This is a genomic window from Ectothiorhodospira marina (genome assembly GCF_900109495.1).
Lineage (GTDB): Bacteria > Pseudomonadota > Gammaproteobacteria > Ectothiorhodospirales > Ectothiorhodospiraceae > Ectothiorhodospira > Ectothiorhodospira marina.
Genome location: NZ_FOAA01000011.1, coordinates 61,378 through 80,131, shown reverse-complemented (window position 1 = coordinate 80,131; position 18,754 = coordinate 61,378). Strand labels below are relative to the sequence as shown.

Below are 18,754 nucleotides of genomic sequence, written 5' to 3'. Positions count from 1 at the left end.
GTTGGTGACCGCTCAGGCATTGTCTGTATAATCGCCGGACAACATGGGGGATCGGCGTAACCGTCGATCATGTTTCCCGCCCGAGCAGGCCCGGATCGCATGGAAAATATCATCCGCCTTCTGATCATCGATGATGATCTCAACGACGCCGAGATGATGGTCAGCACCCTCAAGTCCGCCGGATTTGCGGTCAGACCGGAACGCGCGGAAGACGAGGAAGAACTCCACGAAAAGCTTCGCAGTCACACCCCGGACGTGATCATCTGCACCCTGAACCACCCCAGCCTGACCCTGGCGAAGGTGGTGAAGGCCAACAAGAGCATGGGTCGCCATGCCCCCATCGTGGCCGTGGCCACGTCCCCGGATGTGGACGTGGTGGACTGCATGGAAATGGGCGCCCACGACATGGTGCAGAAAAACCGCCTGGACCACCTGCGTTACGTGGTCACACGGGCCGCCGAGTTCCAGCGGCAATGGCGCCGCCTGAAGACTTACGAGTCTGGCCTCAGGGACACGGAAAGACGCTGCAAGACCCTCCTGGACAGCTCCCGTGACGCCATTGCCTACGTCCATGAGGGCATGCACACCTACGCCAACACCTCTTACCTGGAGTTGTTCGGCTACTCTCACCTGGACGACATCGAGGGCATTCCCCTCATGGACATGGTCTCTCGGGAAAACCAACAGGCACTCAAGGACTTCCTGCGCGCCTATGAGCGCAACCGGGGGCAGGACCAGGAGACCTCCGACCCCAAGCCCCTGGATCTGCAGATCCGCACCGCAGGCGGTGAATCCCTGGCTGTGCAGATGGAATTCAGCCCCGCCACCATCGATGGTGAGCCCTGCACCCAGATCCTCATCCGTAACCGCACCAGCAACACCCGGGAGCTGGAAAAGCAGCTCAACTACCTGGCCCAGCGAGATCTCATTACCGGCCTGTACAATCGCCAGTATTTCATGGAGCGCTTGCAGGATGCCTTTAGCAAGGCCACCCAGGGCAACGGCAACGCCTCACTGATCGAACTTCGTATCGACCGCTTTTCCAGCATCCGCGATACGGTGGGGGTGGCCGGCGGTGATCTGGTGCTGGGAGATATCGGCAAGCTGCTGGAGGAAGTCTGTGCGGAGGATGATATCGTTGCGCGCTTCGACGGCGAGGCCTTCGCCATTCTTACCCGGCAATGGGAAAGCGAGACGCTGGAACGCTTCACCCATGGCATCCTGGAAACCATCGCCAATCACATCTGCGATGTGGAGGGCCGCTCCCTGACCTGCACCGCCTCCATGGGTGTGGCCCAGATCGATGAAAATGCCCCCGATATGAATGAGTTGCTCTCCCGTGCCCAAAAGGCCTGTCAGCAGGCCGCCCGGGAAGGTAACGGCCACCACGTGGTCATCTATCGCCCCAAGGAACGGGAGATGACCCAAAAGCAACTGGACGAGACCTGGACCGCCCGCATCAGCGAGGCGATCCGGGACAACCGCCTCCACCTTCTGTATCAGCCCGTGGTGAGTCTGCACGGCGAGAGCGGCGAGCGTTACGAGGTGTTCATGCGGCTGCTGGATGAGAATGGTGAAGCCATCAGCCCTGCCCATTTCATGCCCAGCGCCGAGCGCACTGACATGGCCAAGGCCCTGGACCGCTGGGTGATCAACCATGCAGTACAGCGCTTGGCGGCACAACGCAAGGACGGCCACGAGACCCTCTTTTTCATCAAGATCACCGCCGGCTCACTTCACGATCCGGGCATGCTGCCCTGGATCATGGAGCGCCTCAAGGAATACCGCATTCCCGCAGAATGCGTGGTGTTTGAGCTCAAGGAGAATACGGTGGTGGCCTATCTGAAACAGGCCAAGGAATTTGCCAAAGCGCTCAAGAGTGTCCACTGCCAACTGGCTCTGGAAGATTTCGGCAACGGCCTGAATCCCTTCCAGGTGCTTAACCACTTCCCGGCGGACTACCTCAAGGTGGATGCCTCATTCACCAAGAATCTGCACAGCAGCGAAGAGAACCAGAAGGCCATGCGCCAGATCACGGACACGGCCCACTCACAGAACCGCCTGATCCTCGCCCAGCAGGTGGAAGACGCCAACAGCCTGTCCATCCTGTGGGGGTTGGGGATCAATTACATCCAGGGCAACTTCCTGCAGCCGCCCTCTGAAAACCTGGAATACGACTTCTCGACCATGGGTTAAAGCCCCCTCTCCCCTCATCCCCGACCCTTCTCCCCCAAGGGGAGAAGGGAGTTCTAGCCCGTCTCCCCTTGGGGGAGAAGGGGGGGGTGGGGTGAGGGGCGAACGCGCCGATCTCAGCGCCCGGACTTCAGCGCCATGATCCGCTCTTCCAGGGGCGGATGCGTCATGAACAGGCGCTTGAGGCCCTGGGTCACACCACCGCCCCGAATACCGAACGCCTGCATCTGATCCGGCATCTGCGACGGCTGACCCTGGGCGGCACGCAGACGTTCCAGGGCCGAGATCATCTTGTCCCGACTGGAAAGACTGGCACCACCGGTGTCGGCGCGGAACTCCCGTTGGCGGGAGAACCACATCACGATGATGGAGGCCAGGATGGCCAGGACGATCTCCGCAACGATGGTGGCAATCCAGAAGGCAGGCCCGTGGCCCTCTTCGTTCTTGAACACCACCCGATCCACGAAATGCCCGATCACCCGAGCCAGGAAGATCACGAAGGTGTTCACCACCCCCTGGATCAGGGCCAGCGTCACCATGTCACCATTGGCCACGTGACTCACTTCGTGACCCAAAACGGCTTCCACCTCATCCTGCCCCATGTTTTGCATCAGGCCCGTGCTCACCGCAACGAGGGCGTTATTCTTGCTCATGCCGGTGGCAAAGGCGTTGGGGTCGGGGGAGTCGAAAACACCCACCTCGGGCATGCCGATCCCGGCCTGCTTGGCCTGACGACGCACGGTATCCACCAGCCACTGTTCGGTAGGGTTGCCGGGCTGTTCAATCACCTTGACACCCATGGTCTTCTTGGCCATCCATTTGGAGATGGCCAGGGAGATGAACGAGCCACCGAAACCAAACACCAGCGCGAAGATCAGCAGGGCATTCAGATTCAGGCCAGTGCCTGACTCATCCAGGATCTGTTCCACGCCCAGAATCCGCAGGGTGATACTGAGCACCACGATAATGGCCAGGTTAGTGGCCAGGAAAAGGGCGATACGCTTCATGTTCTCTCCGTCAATGAGAAGATTGCCGATTCTAACCGGCTTATTAGATGGGGTTTCCAGTTAAAAATTCAAGCGCGCCCCACAAGCAGGAAAAGGGGACAGACCCCTTTTTCTCAGCTACCAGGCGGGAAAAGGGTCAAAGAGGAAAGAGAAAAAGGGGTCTGTCCCCTTTTCCTGCTTTTCCTCAATTAGGCCTGAGGATGTCCACTTTCTGGAAGCCTCGGGGCAGCTTGGTGCCGCGTCGGCCGCGTTCTCCCAGGTATTCCCGCCATTCATCCGGCTTGAGGGTCTTGAACTTCTTGCCGGCCACCACGGTGAGGCTGTCACCGGCGTCCAATAGGGTCAGGTCTGCCAGGAACTCCTCACCGGCCTTGAGGCGGGCAGCGGGGACGTTGATGATCTTGTTGCCCTTGCCCCGGGGCATGCAGGGCAGCTCCGAGAGGGGGAGAAGCAACAGATAACCGTCGGTGGTGGCCGCCGCCAGATACTGGTGCTGAGGGTCGCGCACCCGCATGGGGTGACGCACGCTGGCCCCCTGGGGCACGGTGATCACCGCCTTGCCAGCGCGATTACGGGAGATCATATCCTCCAGGCGGCAGATGAAGCCGTAACCGTGATCGGTGGACATCAGATACAGGTCCTCCCCTGCCCCCATCATCACCCCCACGAAGCGTGCCCCATCGGGTGGCGACAGCCGCCCCGAGATCGGCTCACCCTGCCCTCGAGCTGATGGCAGGGTATGCGCGGCCAGGGCGTAGGTGCGCCCCGTGGAATCCAGGAATACGGCCTGCTGGTTGCTTCGCCCCTGTGTATCGGATTGATAGGCATCGCCAGACTTGTAATTCAGCCCCTGGGCATCCACCTCATGCCCCTTGGCGGCGCGCACCCATCCCATCTTCGATAGCACCACGGTGAGGGGTTCGGCGGGGACCAGAGCAGACTCATCCAGGGCCTGGGCCGCAGCACGCTCAACGATGGGCGAGCGGCGATCATCGCCGAATTTCTCTGCATCCGCTTCGATCTCGTCACGCACCAGACCACGCAGCCTGGCATCGGCACCCAGTACCGACTGCAGATGATCCCGCTCCTGCTCCAGCTCATCCTGCTCGCCGCGGATCTTCATCTCCTCCAGGCGGGCCAGGTGGCGCAGCTTGAGTTCCAGGATGGCCTCAGCCTGGATGTCCGTGAGACCAAAGCGCTCCACGAGCACAGGCTTGGGCGCGTCATGCTCACGGATGATACGGATCACCTCATCGATATTCAGGTAGGCGATCAGCAGGCCTTCCAGGACGTGCAGACGCTTGAGCACCTTGTCCAGGCGCCACTGCAGGCGACGGCGCACCGTCTCGACCCTGAATTCCAGCCACTCGGCCAGCAGCACCGGCAGACTTTTCACCTGGGGCCGGCCATCCAGACCAATCAGGTTCAGATTGACCCGGTAACTGCGCTCCAGGTCGGTGGTGGCGAACAGGTGGGCCATCAGGCCCTCCAGATCCACACGGTTGGAGCGGGGTGTGATCACCAGACGGGTGGGATGCTCATGGTCCGACTCGTCCCGCAGGTCTTCCACCATGGGCAGTTTCTTGGCATTCATCTGCCCTGCGATCTGCTCAAGCACCTTGGCCCCGGACACCTGGAATGGCAGTGCCGTGACGATGATGTCACCATTCTCCCGCTCAAAGCGGGCACGCATGCGCAGGCTGCCATGACCGGTGCGATACAGGGCCATGAGTTCCCGGCGTGGTGTAATGATCTCCGCCTCGGTGGGGAAATCCGGACCCTGAATGTGCTCGCAGATCTGCTCCAGCCCGGCATCCGGGTTTTCCAGCAGGCAGATGCAGGCACGCGCCACCTCACGAAGATTGTGGGGTGGGATGTCGGTGGCCATCCCCACGGCAATTCCCGAGCCGCCATTCAACAGGACGTTGGGCAATCGGGCCGGCAGCACCTTGGGTTCTTCCATGGTGCCATCGAAGTTGGGTACCCAATCCGCCGTGCCCTGCCCCAGCTCCGAGAGGAGCAACTGGGCGTAGGGGGACAGGCGCGCCTCAGTGTAGCGCATGGCGGCAAAGGACTTGGGATCATCCGGGGAGCCCCAGTTGCCCTGCCCGTCCACAAACGGATAACGGGATGAGAAAGGCTGCGCCAGCAGCACCATGGCCTCATAACAGGCGGAATCCCCATGGGGATGGTACTTGCCGAGCACATCGCCCACGGTACGGGCGGACTTCTTGTGTTTGGACAGGGCCGACAGGCCCAGCTCACTCATGGCATAGATCAGCCGCCGCTGCACGGGCTTGAGGCCATCGCCCACGTGGGGCAGTGCACGATCCAGGATGACGTACATGGAATAGTCCAGGTACGCCTTTTCCGTAAAGGTGCGCAGCGGCTGCTGTTCAACGCCGTCCAGGTTCAGTTCGAGATGGCTCATGGATCAGCGGAACTCAGTCATCGGTTTTGGCATCCCGCATGTAGATCCAGCCCATGGGCGCCATCATCAGATACCCGCCAACGATCATGACCACAGCGTAGCCGGGAAAACGCCACTCAGGCGGATAGAAGCTGCCCACGCCGCCGGAGGCCAGCTCCAGAATACCGGTCATGGCGATGATGATGCCCGCGAAGCTGAGCAGGATCAGCCCCAGGCGCGTTCCGAATCCAACCATTGGTTTTGCCACGTGTATACCTGTCGATTCCTGAAGTTAAGCCCCTCTCCTTGTTCGAGGAAAGGGGGTTGGAATGAGGGAAAAACCCCGGCACAGTGCCCGCCGTGCCCCTCATCCCCGCCCTTCTCCCCGCGGGGGAGAAGGGAGTTTAACCCCTCATCTCCGAACACATTCTCACCGCAGGTAAGAAGGGAGTTCAGCCCCTCTCCCCTCCGGGGAGAGGGGCTGGGGTGAGGGGAGAGGGGCTTCTGGCCCCGCTCAATCCACTTCTGCCAGATGTCCCTTGGACTCCAGCCAGCCTCGGCGGTCGGAGGCGCGCTTCTTGGCCAGCAGCATGTCCAGCAGGGCGAGGGTGTCATCGCCGGCCTCAAGCGTCAGTTGGACCAGCCGGCGGGTATCCGGGGCCATGGTGGTCTCGCGCAGCTGCAACGGGTTCATCTCGCCCAACCCCTTGAACCGCGTCACTGCCACCTTGCCCTTCTTCTTCTCGGCCGCAATGCGCTGCAGGATGCCCTGTTTCTCGTCCTCGTCCAGGGCGTAGAAGATCTCCTTGCCCACATCCACCCGGAACAGCGGCGGCATGGCCACGTACACCCGCCCCTGCTCCACCAACGGCCGGAAATGCCGCACGAACAGGGCACACAAAAGTGTCGCAATGTGCAGGCCATCGGAGTCCGCGTCCGCCAGGATGCAGATCTTGCCGTAACGCAGATCCTTGAGATCTTCGGCGCCTGGATTCACGCCAATGGCCACGGTGATGTCGTGGATCTCCTGGGAGGCAAGTATCTGGTCCGGATCCACCTCCCAGGCATTCAGGATCTTGCCCCGTAGGGGCATGATGGCCTGGAACTCCCGGTCCCGGGCCTGCTTGGCGGAGCCACCGGCGGAATCCCCTTCCACCAGGAACAGCTCGGTGCGACCCAGATCCTGGGCGGCGCAATCGGCCAGTTTGCCTGGCAGGGTGGGCCCCTGGGTGACCTTCTTACGGACCACCTTCTTGCCGGCCCGCATACGCTTCTGGGCGCTGTTAATGGCCAGCTCGGCGATGCGCTCCCCGGCCCCCGGGTGTTGGTTCAGCCAGAGGCTGAAGCTGTCCTTGACCACGCCGGAGATAAACGGAGCTGCCTCGCGGGACGACAAACGCTCCTTGGTCTGGCCGGCAAACTGGGGCTCAAGCATCTTGAAGGAGAGGATATAGGCCACATTCTCCCAGACGTCTTCCGGGGCCAGTTTCACGCCCCGGGGCACCAGGTTGCGAAATTCGCAGAATTCGCGCACTGCCTCGGTCAGGCCGGTGCGCAGACCATTCACATGGGTGCCCCCCTGGGCCGTGGGGATGAGATTGACATAGCTCTCGGCCACGCCCTCGCCCCCCTCAGGCAACCACACCACCGCCCAGTCCACCGCATCGGTCTCGCCGCTGACGCTCCCCATGAAGGGCTCATCGGGCACTTGCTCGGCGCCGTCCAGGGATTCCACCAGGTAATCCCGCAGGCCCGCCTCGTAGCACCAGTCGCAGCGCTCGCCGGTGATCTCGTCGAAGAAGGACACCGCAAGCCCAGGGCACAACACGGCCTTGGCCCGCAGGATGTGCTTGAGACGGGGCACGGAAAACCGGGGGGTATCAAAATACTGGCCGTTGGGCCAGAAGCGCAGGCAGGTGCCGGTATTGCGCTTGCCCACCTCGCCCACCACCTTCAGGTCGGTGACCTTGTGGCCGTCGGCAAAGCGCATGTGGTGTTCCTTGCCGTCACGCCGGATGGTGACTTCCAGCCTTTCCGACAGGGCATTCACCACCGACACGCCCACACCATGCAGACCACCCGAGAAGCGGTAGCTCTTGTTGGAAAACTTGCCGCCGGCATGCAGCGTGCCCAGGATCACCTCCACCCCAGGGCGTTTTTCCTTGGGATGCAGGTCCACGGGCATGCCGCGACCGTTATCGGTGACCGATACGGAACCATCCGCGTGCAGGATCACGTCCATGCGATTGGCGTGACCCGCGATGGCCTCGTCCACGGAGTTGTCGATCACCTCCTGGGCCATGTGGTTGGGCCGGGAGGTATCGGTGTACATCCCGGGGCGCTTGCGCACCGGGTCGAGTCCGGAGAGGACTTCGATATCGGATGAGGTATAGGAAGATGAGGCGCTCATGCGCGTGCAATCGTCGTCTGCCAGGGCGCGGGTACTGTATGGGACATCATCGTGGGTGGCAAGTCCGGCACCCGGCCGCCTCCCCTGACCCGGGATGGAAACAGTGGTTCAAGCCCGGCTCAGAACATCAGCGCCATCATCTTGCGACGATAGTCATTCACCAGCGGATGCCGGGCTCCCAGCAACTCGAACGCCGCCAGCAGCCCCTTGTGGCCCGCATCCTCGCCATACTGGCGATGTTTTTTCATGAGCTGCATGAGCATGGCCAGACCCGGCTCGTATTCGCCTTCCAGAAGCCTCGCGGCCCCCACCCGGTGCAGTGCCTCCGGGTCGTCCGGGTGCTCGTCCAGGCGGGCCTCCAGGGCGGGGAGCTCTGCCAGATCGCCGCGCGCCCGGGCCAGCCGAAGCTCAGCGTCCACGCGCCGACCCGCATCCTCCTGGTGAAGATGCACGGGCACCGTTTTCATCACGGCCTCTGCCTCATCCACGCGGCCCAGCATCAGCAGGGCACGCGCCTGATCGATCTTGAGCGCCTCATCCTCCGGGTTGGCCTCGCGTGCAATCTCCAGTTGGGCCAAGGCGGCGTTGGCATCCCCCGCTTTCAGCGCTTCCCGTGCAGCCCCACGTGCCTCGGAACCCGGCCCAGGCAGGTGCTTCTCCAGCAACTGACGGATCGTGGACTCCGGCTGCACCCCCATGAACTGATCCACCGGTTCGCCATCGCGGAAGACCAATACGGTTGGGAGGCTGCGCACGCCATATTGAAGGGCCAGTTCCTGTTGCTGGTCGCTGTTCACCTTGGCGAGCACAAACCCACCGGCATATTCCTCGACCAGCTTGGCCAGGATGGGCATGAGCATCTGGCAGGGCTGACACCAATCCGCCCAGAAATCCACCAGTACCGGGCGCTGTTGCGAGCCCTCGATGACGACGGCGTGAAAGTTGTCCTGGGTGACATCAATAAGGGTCGGGGAAGTGCTCATGAGTGGACCTTGTACTGAACTTGTCTTGTACCAAATGGGTGTGCCCCCGGCCGAGGGCCGGCGGATGCCTTTTTACTCTCGGGGCAAACATTCAGATTTCAAGTCACTGGCGGGATCAACGACCACCGGATACGTGCTGAATCATCTGGACAATCTCACCCGCTGGACGGTAACCGGGAATCATGTCGCCACTCTCCAACACAATGGCCGGCGTGCCATTCACGCCCATCATCTGCCCCGCCCGCAGGTGTTCACGCACCGGCGTTTCACACGCATCCCGGTTGATGGAGTCACCGGACTTGGCCTGATCCATCGCCTGAGCGCGATCATCGGCACACCAGATGGACACCATCTTCTCGTAGGTCTCGGAGCCTTCACCAGCGCGGGGGAACATCAGGTAACGAACGGTCACACCCTGCTCATTCAGATCGGCCACCTCATCGTGCAAACGTCGGCAGTAGGGGCAGTCCACATCGGTGAAGACAGTGATGGCATGACGGGCCTCACCCTCGGCCGGAAAAACCACCATGCTGTCTTCGCTCAGGTCTTTCAGGATTTCCTGACGCCCCTGGGAACGGGCCGATGCGGTGAGATTCTGGCGTGTGTCCAGTTCCACCATCTCCCCCTCCAGCACGTAACGGCCATCCCCGCTCATATAGAAGATCTGCGCACCAAAGCGCACTTCGTACAGGTTCTCGATGGGGGTTTCACTCACGTTGCTGACCTGGGCGTTAGGCGCCAGGGTTTCGATGCGCTCGCGCAACTCGCGGGGAACATCGGCGTCGGCATGGGAAAGGCCCGGCAGGGCCAGCAGGACGATCATGACAAGGACAATGCGGTAGCTGGGCATGGTTCAACTCTTGGAATGTAGTAGGCCGCGGTCGCGGTGTCACCGGACTGAAACGCGGGTCATATTACTAGGGGCGCTGATCAAAAGACCATCCCGGAAGGCTTGGGTTCAGCCCCGGGGATGATGCGTCGCATGCAACGTCTTGAGCCGCTCCCGGGCCACGTGGGTGTAGATCTGCGTGGTGGAGAGGCTGGAATGCCCCAGCAGCATCTGTACGACCCGCAGATCGGCGCCATGGTTGAGCAGGTGTGTGGCAAAGGCGTGTCGCAGGGTGTGAGGCGACAGAGGCTTGTGAATGCCCGCCGTCTGGGCACGACGGCGGATCATGTACCAGAAGGCCTGGCGGGTCATCCCCGCCCCACGGCGAGTCACGAACAGGGCTTCGGACTGTCCATGCCCCTGCATCAACCCCGGGCGGGATTCGGCCAGGTAACGCTCCAGCCAGTCCAGGGCCTCCTCCCCCAGGGGCACCAGGCGCTCCTTGCCCCCTTTGCCCTGGGTGCGTACCACACCATGGTTCAGACTCACCTGCCCGAGCCGCAAGCCCACCAACTCCGAGACACGCAGCCCCGTGGCATACAGCAGTTCCAGCATGGCCCGGTCACGCAGGCCCGTGGTGTCCTCCGTGTCCGGCGCCGCCAGGAGGGCATCCACTTCTGCCTCCGTGAGGCTATCCGGCAGGGGGCGACCCAGTCGTGGTGCGTCGATACGTACCGTGGGATCCTCACGGATCTGCCCGACTTGCAGCAAGTGCCCATAGAAACGCCGCAGGGTGGAGAGCAGACGCGCCATGCTCCGAGGCCGAGCCCCCTGCTCGAGGCGCTGCGCCAGGTAAGCCAGCAACAGATGACGGTCTGCCCCAGCCAGATCACCCCCCTGCCCGTCCAACCAGCGCTCCAGACCGGACAGGTCCGAACGATAGGCGGCCAGGGTATGCTCGCTCAGGCCATGTTCCATCCACATCGCGTCGAGAAACCGGTCGATCACCGGCGACGCCTGGGTCATTTATCATCCTTGGGGCGGCGCGGCAGCGTCGTATCCTCCGCCGGTCCTTCGTCGGCAGCCACGGTGGTCTGGGCAGCCTCTTCCAACGTCTTGGCCGGCCGGGAGGGCTTGCCTGCGCCGCCCCCCTGGGGACCGGAATCATCGCTCCCCATGAAGGCCTTGAGCATGTCGAAGGGGAACGGGAAGACGATGGTGGAGGCGTTATCCGTGGCCATGTCGCTCATGGTTTGCAGATAGCGCAATTGCAGCGCCTGAGGGTTGCCCGACATGATGTCAGCCGCCTCGGTGAGCTTGACCGCCGCCTGCAATTCACCCTGGGCGTGGATGACCTTGGCTCGCCGTTCACGTTCGGCCTCGGCCTGGCGGGCAATGGCGCGGATCATGCTCTCGTTGAGATCCACGTGCTTGATCTCCACGTTGGCCACCTTGATGCCCCAGCTATCAGTCTGCTGGTCCAGGATGGTCTGGATATCGTCATTGAGCTTGTCCCGTTCCGAGAGCATCTCATCCAGGTCATGCTTCCCCAGCACCGAACGCAGGGTGGTCTGGGCCAGCTGACTGGTGGCGTTATTGAAGTCCTCCACCTGGATGATCGCCTTTTCCGGATCCACCACCCGGAAATAGAGCACCGCGTTGACCCTTACCGTCACGTTGTCCTGGGAGATGACGTCCTGGCTGGGCACATCCAGGGTGATCACGCGCAGATCCACGCGAACCATCTGTTGAATCCCGGGGATGACGATGATCAGGCCGGGGCCCTTCACCGCCTGGAAGCGCCCCAAGAAGAAGATCACGCCACGTTCATACTCAGGCAGGATCCGTATCGACAGGATCAGCAGGCCCAGAATCAGGGCCAGGGGGGCCAGAAGGGCTGTTATCATGTTGCAACTCCTGTAGAAGTTTCTTGATCAGACACGGGCTCGACGGTCAGCGTCAGGCCGTTCATGCCGGTCACGCGGACTGCATCGCCCTTGGAGATGGGCATCTGAGACTGGGCCAGCCAGGATTCGCTATGCAGCCAGACCCGACCGGATCCCTTGGTGAAATCCTTCAAGGCCTCCCCCCGGGCCCCGATCAACTCCTCTCGACCGGTGGTCACCTGCCTCCCGCGCAATTTCATCAGCTTGCTGAGCACCCAGATGAAGAACACCGCGGACACCAGGGCCGTGCCACCAATCAGGGGGATGGAGATATGCAGGTTGGTCCCGTCCACCATGATGATGGAGCCGACCACGAAAGCGGCGACACCTCCGATACCCAGTATTCCGAAGCTGGGCAGAAAAGCCTCGGCAATCATGAAGCCAATCCCCAGAACGATCAGCGCCAGACCCGCATAGTTGATGGGCAGAACCTGAAAGGCATACAGGGCCAGGACCAGACTGATGGCCCCCACCACACCCGGGAAAATGCTGCCTGGATTGGCCAGTTCGAAGATGATGCCGTAAATGCCCACCAGCATGAGGATGTAGGCAATGTTCGGGTTGGTGATCACCGACAACAGGCGGGTTCGCCAGTCGGGTTCGATTTCCACCAGTTCCAGGTTTTCGGTATTGAGTTCCCGCTCACCCACGTCCATCTTCACCGTGCGACCATGAATCTGCCCCAGCAGATCCCGGATATCCTCCGCCACCACATCGATCACGTTCTTTTCCAGGGCATCGGTGGCGGTCAGGTTCACGGCCTCGCGCACCGCCGCCTCGGCCCAGTCGGCGTTGCGTCCGCGCAACTCGGCCAAACCCCGGATGTAGGCCGCGGCATCTTCCAGCACCTTGCGTTCCATGGCGGTCGAGCCGCGGCGGGGCTCCGAAGGATCGGCCTCTCCCTCATCGGTGGTTTCCGCATCGCCATCGGCGGCCTCATTGGCACCGTTGTCCTCCCCGTTATCGGATTCGCCCTGATCTTCATCGGGCATGCCGGGCGGACCTCCCATCTGCACCGGTGTGGCCGAACCCAGGTTGGTGGCCGGGGTCATGGCCGCCACATGGCTGGCATACAAAAGGTAGGTACCGGCGCTGGCGGCACGGGCCCCCGAGGGCGTGACATAGGTGGCCACGGGCACCGGGGAAGAAAGGATGGCCTTGATCATGTCCCGCATGGAGGTATCGAGCCCCCCCGGGGTATCCATGCGGACCACCACGAGTTCGGCATTCATCTCCCGGGCCGATTGCAGTCCGCGTGCGAAGTAATCGCTGGTCGCCGGGCCGATGGCACCCTCCACATCCAGCACCACGCCCACCCCCCGTTCATCGTTGTTGCCGTTCTCCTGGGCATGACTGAACAGGGCCCATCCGGCGCCCACGAGCAACAGCAGGCACCAGATCAGGATTCGGTGGGCAAAGGGCGTTGCGAGTCGTTTCATGGGACCGGCCTAGCCTTCAAGCGTTGGGGCCAACAGGCATCAGGGGATTCTGACCATGGGAACCGGCGCAAGGTTTCCTTCCCTACGGCCCGCTGTCCATCAGGGCGGCCAGATCACGGCTGAGCAATGCCTCATCGCCCAGATTCAACTCCACCAGGCGACGCAGATGCTGGGCACTTTCCAGATCCATCTGGGTGACCCGCAGCCCCAGGTCATGGCCATCCATGCGCACCACCTGCACCATCACCAGAATGTTGTTCTCCGAATCCAGCGGCACCCGCAGATAACCATAGTCGCCCATCCTGCGGGGTGGCAGCAGGGTGGGGGTTCGCACCAGCACACCCTGCAGCGACAGATCCACCAGTTCCACGCGAATTTCATCGGGGCTGTCGAAGGTGAGAAAGGCCACACCCTCGAAGGTCACCCGATGGAAATGCCGCCTGCCGTATTGCTCTTCCTCTGCCATGGTTTGCCTCACCATCGTGGCCATTGCGCTGATCCTGTCAGCATTCGTTTACCGAGTATAGGATTGTGCGCTGCGTTTGTAAGGGCCGGTTCTCCTTACCGGGGGGATCAGTATAATGGCCGCTCCTCACGCTTTACCCAGGCTCCCCCATGACCGAAACCGCGAAACCCTCCTCGCACAAACCTGTTGGACTGCTGCGCCGCATGGCCTGCTGGATGTATGACGGCCTGCTGGCGCTGTCGGCGCTGATGCTCACCACCCTGTTGGTGACCGTGGTCACCGGCCTGACCGTGGATCATCCCCTGTATCCCGCCTACGTGCTGCTCATCCTCGGGGTGGCGTTTTTTTATTTCGGCTGGTTCTGGACTCACAGCGGCATCACCCTGGCCATGCAGACCTGGCGCGTGCGCCTGGTGAATTTTCAGGGCCAGCCAGCCACCTGGGTGCAGGCCTTGCGCCGCTTTGTACTGGCCATGAGTCAGTGGATTTTCCTGCTGGGAGGCCTGCACGCCTGGCGTCAGGGCTGGTGGCCCGTGGCCCTGGTGGTGGCGCTGATCGTGGTGGCCGGCCTGATCTGGACCCTGCGCCACCCGCAAAAATTCATGCTCCACGACCGTTGGTCGGGCACACGCCTGATCCGACTGCCTGACCACAAGGCCGGACAGGTCTAGCGCACCCGCCGGATGGCCCACAGGGCAATCAACAAAAAGACGGCCATGGGCAACGCCGCCGCCAGCAGCGGCGGCATGCCGTACACCAACCCCATGTGATTCAGCATCCGATTCAGCAGGTGGAACCCCACGCCGATCAGGATGCCGATGAACAGGCGCTGCCCCGCCCCACCGGTGCGCAGCGAACCAAAGATGAAGGGAACGGCCAGCAGCAGCATCACCAGGCTGGACAGGGGCGTGGTGAAGCGTGTCCAGAAGGCCAGTTCATAGGGCGCCGATTCCAGGTTGTTATCACGCAGATAGCCGATATAGCGCGCCAGGGTCCAGGCGGACATCTGCCGCGGCTCCACCACAATCACGTCGAACAGTTCCGGGGCCAGCAAACGGTCCCACTGTTCAGTATCGGCACGTCCCACCTCCACACCCGCCACCGAGACATGACTGCGCACCACGTCCTCCATATGCCATTGTCCGTCCTGGTAGTGGGCACTGGCGATGCGGATGGACTCGGTCATGCGCTGCGCGTCATCAAACCGGTAAACCCGCAGATCGTGCAGCCGCAACCCCGGCATGATCACCCGCACGTTCAGGTAGTCATTCCCATCCCGGGCCCACAATCCGATACCGCCCACCTGAATCTGGTCAGAATGGGAGAAGGTGCGCATGTTCTGGGCCTGACGCTCGCTGGCCGGGGCCACCACCTCGCCCAATAGCACTGCCGCCAGCATCAGGACCACACCCGCCTGCAGCGCTGCGGTGATGATGCGGGAAACTGACACCCCCGCCGCACGCATGGCCGTGAGCTCGCTGTTCTCGGCCACCGTACCCAGGCTGAGCAAGGCACCGATGAGCACCGAGGTGGGGAACAACTCGTAGAGTCGGCGCGGTACCGTCAACCCCGTGTACAGCAGGGCCTGAATCCAGCCGTAGGCCCCCTCCCCGACATCGTCGATCTCGGCAATGAAGGCAAAACCCACATCCAGGGCGGTGAGCACCAGCAGCGCCAGCAGCGTACCGCCGATCACCTGTCGGGCAATGTAGAGGCGCAGGATGTTCATGCCAGTTTCGCCCGTCGCCAGCCGCGAAGCATCCAGTAGGTGCCGTACTGTCGCCACAGCAGCACCAACGCAACGGCCAGCAGGCTCAGGTGTACCCACCACATACCCAGCCAGGCCGGGGTCTGACCGTCAGCAAACCAGTCCTTGGACATCATCTGCATCTGCGCATAGACAACGTAGATCCCCACCCCGGCAGCCAGCTTGGCGAACCGCCCCTGACGCGGCGAGGTGTAAGACAGCGGCAGGGCCAGAACGGCCAGCAGCAACATGGACAACGGCGCAGCCAGGCGCCATTGCAGTTCTGCCCGGTGCTCCAGGCGGTCGGATCCCCACAGCTGGGCAGTGGGCACATTATCCGTTCGATTGCGCACCGTCACGGCCCTGGGATCGGGCATGCGCACCCCATGAGTGGCGAATTGAATGATGCGAAAATCCGCATCTCCCGGGCTGCCTTCGTAGCGATGACCGTCGCGCAGCACCAGAAAGCGCTGACCACTGCCGGGGTCGATCTGCTGCTCGGCGCGGCGGGCGACCACCACCTCGGTGTCCTCACCCTGGCGCCGCTGAATGAAGACGTTATGCATCACCTCACGGTCATCGGAGAACGATTCCACGAAGAACACCGTGCCCCCCACACTACCGGCCTGCAGAAAGCGTCCGGGCGTGATTCCCATGAGATCCGAACGCTGCGCCGTCTCGGCGCGAATCTCATCCACCTGCAAGGTGGTCCAGGGGCCCACATACAGCGAGAGCGCTGCCAGCAGCACGCTCAGCGGCAGGGTAATCGACATCACGGTACCGAACAGCCGCCCATAGCCCACGCCGCAGGCCTTCAGCGCGGCCATCTCACTGTCCTTGTACAATCGTCCCAGAGTCAGCATCACCGCCAGGAACAGGGATACCGGCAGCAGCAGGATCAGGGCCCGGAACGAGCCCAGGACGAGAATCATCGGCAACACATCCGCGGGGATGCGCCCCTCGGCCACTTCACCCAGCAGACGGGCCAGCATGCCGCCCAGGATGATCAGCAGCAACACCAAGATCACCGCCATCTGCGTGAACAGCATCTCGCGGATCAGGTAACGGTCCAATACCTTCAACGGCATCTCGAGTCACCCCGGTGCGGGGCGCGTTAACGGTGGAGGAGGATCCCCTATACTACTAGCCCCGGCACCGGGTAGGCCAACAACGCGCTGACCTGCCCAGTGACCCACGGCCCGGATTGCTGCATCATCGGGCTTTCTCAGTCTCTCTCGAGGAATGGCATGGAATTCTCAGTCGCAAGCGGTCAACCCCAGTCACAACACAGCCCCTGCATCGTTGCAGGGGTCTTCGAGCGCCGCAAGCTCTCCAACGCCGCCAAGGCCCTGGACCAGGCCACTGACGGCGCCATCAGCGCCCTGCTCAAGCGTGGCGACATGGATGGAGAACTGGGCCAGACTCTGTGGCTGCACCACGTGCCCGGAGAGCTTGCCGAGCGGATACTGCTGGTGGGCTGTGGCAAGGAGCGGGACCTGAGCGAGGCCGCCTTCCGCAAGCTGACCTCCCACATGATCGCCACCCTCAAGCAAAGCGGCGCCGCCACTGCCCACAATCATCTCACCGATCTGCCGGTCAAGGGCCGTGACCTGCCCTGGAAGATCTTCCAGAGCGTGCTGGTGGTGGAAGACTCCCTCTACCGCTTCGACGAGCTCAAGAGCAACAAGAAGAAGAACAAGACGGCCCTCAAGCAGATGGTGCTCAACGTGGAGGCGGAAGATGAACTGGACACCGCCGGGAAGATCCTGAAACGGGCCTGTGCCACCGCCAGCGGCATGCAACTGACTCGGGACCTGGGTAACCGCCCGGGTAATGTGTGCACCCCCGTGTATCTGGCAGACCAGGCCAAGGCCCTCAAAAAGGCCCACAAGGATCTGAAGGTGGACATCCTGGACGAAGAGGCCATGGAGAAGGAAGGCATGGGTGCCCTGCTGTCCGTCTCCCGGGGCTCCGAACAACCAGCCCGCCTGATCGTCATGGACTACCGCGGGGGCAAGAAGAATGACAAGCCGGTGGTCCTGGTGGGCAAGGGCATCACCTTCGATACCGGCGGCATCTCCATCAAGCCCGGCGAGGCCATGGATGAGATGAAATACGACATGGGCGGGGCCGCCGCCGTCATGGGCGCCATGAAGGCCTGCGCCGAGCTCAAGCTGCCCATGAACGTGATCGGCGTGATCGCCGCCGCCGAGAACATGCCCGATGGCCGCGCCACCAAGCCCGGCGACATCGTTACCACCCTGTCGGGACAGACCGTGGAGATCCTCAACACCGACGCCGAGGGGCGCCTGGTGCTGTGCGATGCACTGACCTACGTGGAGCGTTTCGACCCCGAGGCGGTGGTGGACATGGCCACTCTCACCGGCGCCTGCATCATCGCCCTGGGCCACCAGGCCACCGCCGTACTGGGCAACAGCGCCTCCCTGACCAACGACCTGCTCACCGCCAGCCGCCAGACCCTGGACCGGGCCTGGGAACTGCCGCTCTGGGATGAATACCAGGAGCAGCTCAACAGCAATTTCGCCGACATGGCCAACATCGGTGGCCGCCCGGCAGGCACCATCACCGCCGCCTGCTTCCTGTCTCGGTTCACCAAGAAATACAAGTGGGCCCACCTGGATATCGCCGGAGTGGCCTGGAAGAGCGGCAAGGAGAAGGGGGCGACGGGGCGGCCAGTACCGCTGGTGATGCAGTTCCTGTTCAACCGGGTGAAGGAATGAATACGGCCCTCACCCCAACCCCTCTCCCGCAAGCGGGAGAGGGGCTAAAGCCTCCTTTCCCTCACCAAAGAGAAGCTTGAAGCCCCCTTCTCCCCTGAGGGGAGAAGGGCTGGGGATGAGGGGAGCGGCGGGCACCCAATCCAAAAAACTCACCACACCATGACAAGAGTCGACTTCTACCTCCTAAAGGGCACCCACCCCCAGCAGCGGCTCACCACCGTCTGCCGTCTGGTGCACAAGGCCTTCGGCCTTGGGCATCGGGTGCATATCCACACCCGCTCGCAAAACGAGGCCCGGGCCTTGGACGACCTGCTGTGGACCTTCAAGGACGATGCCTTCATCCCCCACGGCATCAACCCTGACGATGCGCGAGTGCCCGTGAGCATCGGCCCCAATGCCCCGGAGGCTGCCCAGGTGCTGGTAAACCTGGCGCCCGAGGTGCCCGGGCAGTTCGAGCGCTTCGAGCGCGTGGCCGAGGTGGTCAACGAGGACCCCGCCATCCGCGACAGCGGCCGGGCGCGGTTCCGGCACTACCGGGAACAAGGCTGCGACCTGCATCACCACCCCTTAGGCAGGTGACCGG

16 protein-coding genes are annotated in these 18,754 nt (G+C 62.5%); 4 read left to right on the top strand and 12 right to left on the bottom strand.

What is annotated here, in order from left to right:
• Positions 1-99 precede the first annotated feature (99 nt).
• Entirely contained in the window at positions 100-2,196 is a 2,097-nt protein-coding gene (locus BMY52_RS10305; RefSeq protein WP_090254173.1) for an EAL domain-containing response regulator, read from the top strand.
• Positions 2,197-2,309: 113 nt separating this feature from the next.
• Here the strand turns inward: BMY52_RS10305 and htpX are convergent, their stop codons facing one another.
• From htpX to BMY52_RS15855, 10 genes are all read right to left on the bottom strand, one after another.
• Complete coding sequence (htpX, locus tag BMY52_RS10300) at positions 2,310-3,200, bottom strand: protease HtpX (protein ID WP_090254100.1); 891 nt, start codon at positions 3,198-3,200, stop codon at positions 2,310-2,312.
• Between the two features lie 184 nt (positions 3,201-3,384).
• A complete protein-coding gene (gene parC / locus BMY52_RS10295; RefSeq protein WP_090254098.1) occupies positions 3,385-5,631 on the bottom strand; it encodes a DNA topoisomerase IV subunit A in 2,247 nt (748 codons plus the stop codon).
• Between the two features lie 13 nt (positions 5,632-5,644).
• Complete coding sequence (locus BMY52_RS10290; RefSeq protein WP_143050467.1) at positions 5,645-5,878, bottom strand: hypothetical protein; 234 nt, start codon at positions 5,876-5,878, stop codon at positions 5,645-5,647.
• A gap of 246 nt (positions 5,879-6,124) precedes the next feature.
• On the bottom strand, positions 6,125-8,020 hold the full coding sequence (gene parE, locus BMY52_RS10285; protein WP_090254094.1) for a DNA topoisomerase IV subunit B: 1,896 nt from the start codon (positions 8,018-8,020) through the stop codon (positions 6,125-6,127).
• A 119-nt stretch (positions 8,021-8,139) separates the two neighbouring features.
• The gene (trxA, locus tag BMY52_RS10280) at positions 8,140-9,003 is read right to left on the bottom strand and encodes a thioredoxin (RefSeq protein ID WP_090254093.1); all 864 of its coding nucleotides are present in this window, start codon (positions 9,001-9,003) and stop codon (positions 8,140-8,142) included.
• Between the two features lie 115 nt (positions 9,004-9,118).
• Positions 9,119-9,853 carry a DsbC family protein gene (locus BMY52_RS10275; RefSeq protein WP_090254091.1) on the bottom strand — a complete coding sequence of 245 codons (735 nt, stop codon included), beginning with the start codon at positions 9,851-9,853 and terminating at the stop codon, positions 9,119-9,121.
• Positions 9,854-9,961: 108 nt separating this feature from the next.
• Positions 9,962-10,858, bottom strand: coding sequence for a site-specific tyrosine recombinase XerD (gene xerD / locus BMY52_RS10270; protein ID WP_090254089.1), 897 nt, complete (start codon positions 10,856-10,858; stop codon positions 9,962-9,964).
• Positions 10,855-11,739, bottom strand: a complete 885-nt coding sequence (locus BMY52_RS10265) for a slipin family protein (RefSeq protein ID WP_090254088.1) — start codon at positions 11,737-11,739, stop codon at positions 10,855-10,857. The genes xerD and BMY52_RS10265 overlap by 4 nt, the downstream gene beginning before the upstream one ends.
• The gene (locus BMY52_RS10260) at positions 11,736-13,217 is read right to left on the bottom strand and encodes an NfeD family protein (protein WP_090254086.1); all 1,482 of its coding nucleotides are present in this window, start codon (positions 13,215-13,217) and stop codon (positions 11,736-11,738) included. Before BMY52_RS10260 ends, BMY52_RS10265 begins: the two co-directional genes overlap by 4 nt.
• A gap of 82 nt (positions 13,218-13,299) precedes the next feature.
• Positions 13,300-13,707 (bottom strand): PilZ domain-containing protein, encoded by a 408-nt coding sequence (locus tag BMY52_RS15855; protein WP_143050466.1) that lies wholly within the window; start codon positions 13,705-13,707, stop codon positions 13,300-13,302.
• Between the two features lie 125 nt (positions 13,708-13,832).
• Between BMY52_RS15855 and BMY52_RS10250 the strand changes: the two genes are divergently transcribed.
• Positions 13,833-14,354: an RDD family protein gene (locus BMY52_RS10250; RefSeq protein ID WP_090254084.1), complete on the top strand. Its 522-nt coding sequence runs from the start codon at positions 13,833-13,835 to the stop codon at positions 14,352-14,354.
• Here the strand turns inward: BMY52_RS10250 and lptG are convergent.
• Positions 14,351-15,412, bottom strand: a complete 1,062-nt coding sequence (lptG, locus tag BMY52_RS10245) for an LPS export ABC transporter permease LptG (RefSeq protein WP_090254082.1) — start codon at positions 15,410-15,412, stop codon at positions 14,351-14,353. The genes BMY52_RS10250 and lptG overlap by 4 nt on opposite strands.
• A complete protein-coding gene (lptF, locus tag BMY52_RS10240) occupies positions 15,409-16,518 on the bottom strand; it encodes an LPS export ABC transporter permease LptF (RefSeq protein ID WP_090254080.1) in 1,110 nt (369 codons plus the stop codon). Before lptF ends, lptG begins: the two co-directional genes overlap by 4 nt.
• Positions 16,519-16,677: 159 nt before the next feature.
• On the opposite strand from lptF, the gene BMY52_RS10235 reads away from it, so the two are divergent.
• On the top strand, positions 16,678-18,171 hold the full coding sequence (locus BMY52_RS10235) for a leucyl aminopeptidase (protein ID WP_090254078.1): 1,494 nt from the start codon (positions 16,678-16,680) through the stop codon (positions 18,169-18,171).
• A gap of 159 nt (positions 18,172-18,330) precedes the next feature.
• On the top strand, positions 18,331-18,750 hold the full coding sequence (locus BMY52_RS10230) for a DNA polymerase III subunit chi (RefSeq protein ID WP_090254076.1): 420 nt from the start codon (positions 18,331-18,333) through the stop codon (positions 18,748-18,750).
• The last annotated feature ends 4 nt before the right edge of the window (positions 18,751-18,754 follow it).

What these genes read in the sequence shown, in the direction of transcription:
- BMY52_RS10305 (WP_090254173.1), top strand. Translation starts at nt 100, where the DNA reads ATGGAAAATATCATCCGCCTTCTGATCATCGATGATGATCTCAACGAC.
- htpX (WP_090254100.1), bottom strand. Translation starts at nt 3,200, where the DNA reads ATGAAGCGTATCGCCCTTTTCCTGGCCACTAACCTGGCCATTATCGTG.
- parC (WP_090254098.1), bottom strand. Translation starts at nt 5,631, where the DNA reads ATGAGCCATCTCGAACTGAACCTGGACGGCGTTGAACAGCAGCCGCTG.
- parE (WP_090254094.1), bottom strand. Translation starts at nt 8,020, where the DNA reads ATGAGCGCCTCATCTTCCTATACCTCATCCGATATCGAAGTCCTCTCC.
- trxA (WP_090254093.1), bottom strand. Translation starts at nt 9,003, where the DNA reads ATGAGCACTTCCCCGACCCTTATTGATGTCACCCAGGACAACTTTCAC.
- BMY52_RS10275 (WP_090254091.1), bottom strand. Translation starts at nt 9,853, where the DNA reads ATGCCCAGCTACCGCATTGTCCTTGTCATGATCGTCCTGCTGGCCCTG.
- xerD (WP_090254089.1), bottom strand. Translation starts at nt 10,858, where the DNA reads ATGACCCAGGCGTCGCCGGTGATCGACCGGTTTCTCGACGCGATGTGG.
- BMY52_RS10265 (WP_090254088.1), bottom strand. Translation starts at nt 11,739, where the DNA reads ATGATAACAGCCCTTCTGGCCCCCCTGGCCCTGATTCTGGGCCTGCTG.
- BMY52_RS10260 (WP_090254086.1), bottom strand. Translation starts at nt 13,217, where the DNA reads ATGAAACGACTCGCAACGCCCTTTGCCCACCGAATCCTGATCTGGTGC.
- BMY52_RS15855 (WP_143050466.1), bottom strand. Translation starts at nt 13,707, where the DNA reads ATGGCCACGATGGTGAGGCAAACCATGGCAGAGGAAGAGCAATACGGC.
- BMY52_RS10250 (WP_090254084.1), top strand. Translation starts at nt 13,833, where the DNA reads ATGACCGAAACCGCGAAACCCTCCTCGCACAAACCTGTTGGACTGCTG.
- lptG (WP_090254082.1), bottom strand. Translation starts at nt 15,412, where the DNA reads ATGAACATCCTGCGCCTCTACATTGCCCGACAGGTGATCGGCGGTACG.
- lptF (WP_090254080.1), bottom strand. Translation starts at nt 16,518, where the DNA reads ATGCCGTTGAAGGTATTGGACCGTTACCTGATCCGCGAGATGCTGTTC.
- BMY52_RS10235 (WP_090254078.1), top strand. Translation starts at nt 16,678, where the DNA reads ATGGAATTCTCAGTCGCAAGCGGTCAACCCCAGTCACAACACAGCCCC.
- BMY52_RS10230 (WP_090254076.1), top strand. Translation starts at nt 18,331, where the DNA reads ATGACAAGAGTCGACTTCTACCTCCTAAAGGGCACCCACCCCCAGCAG.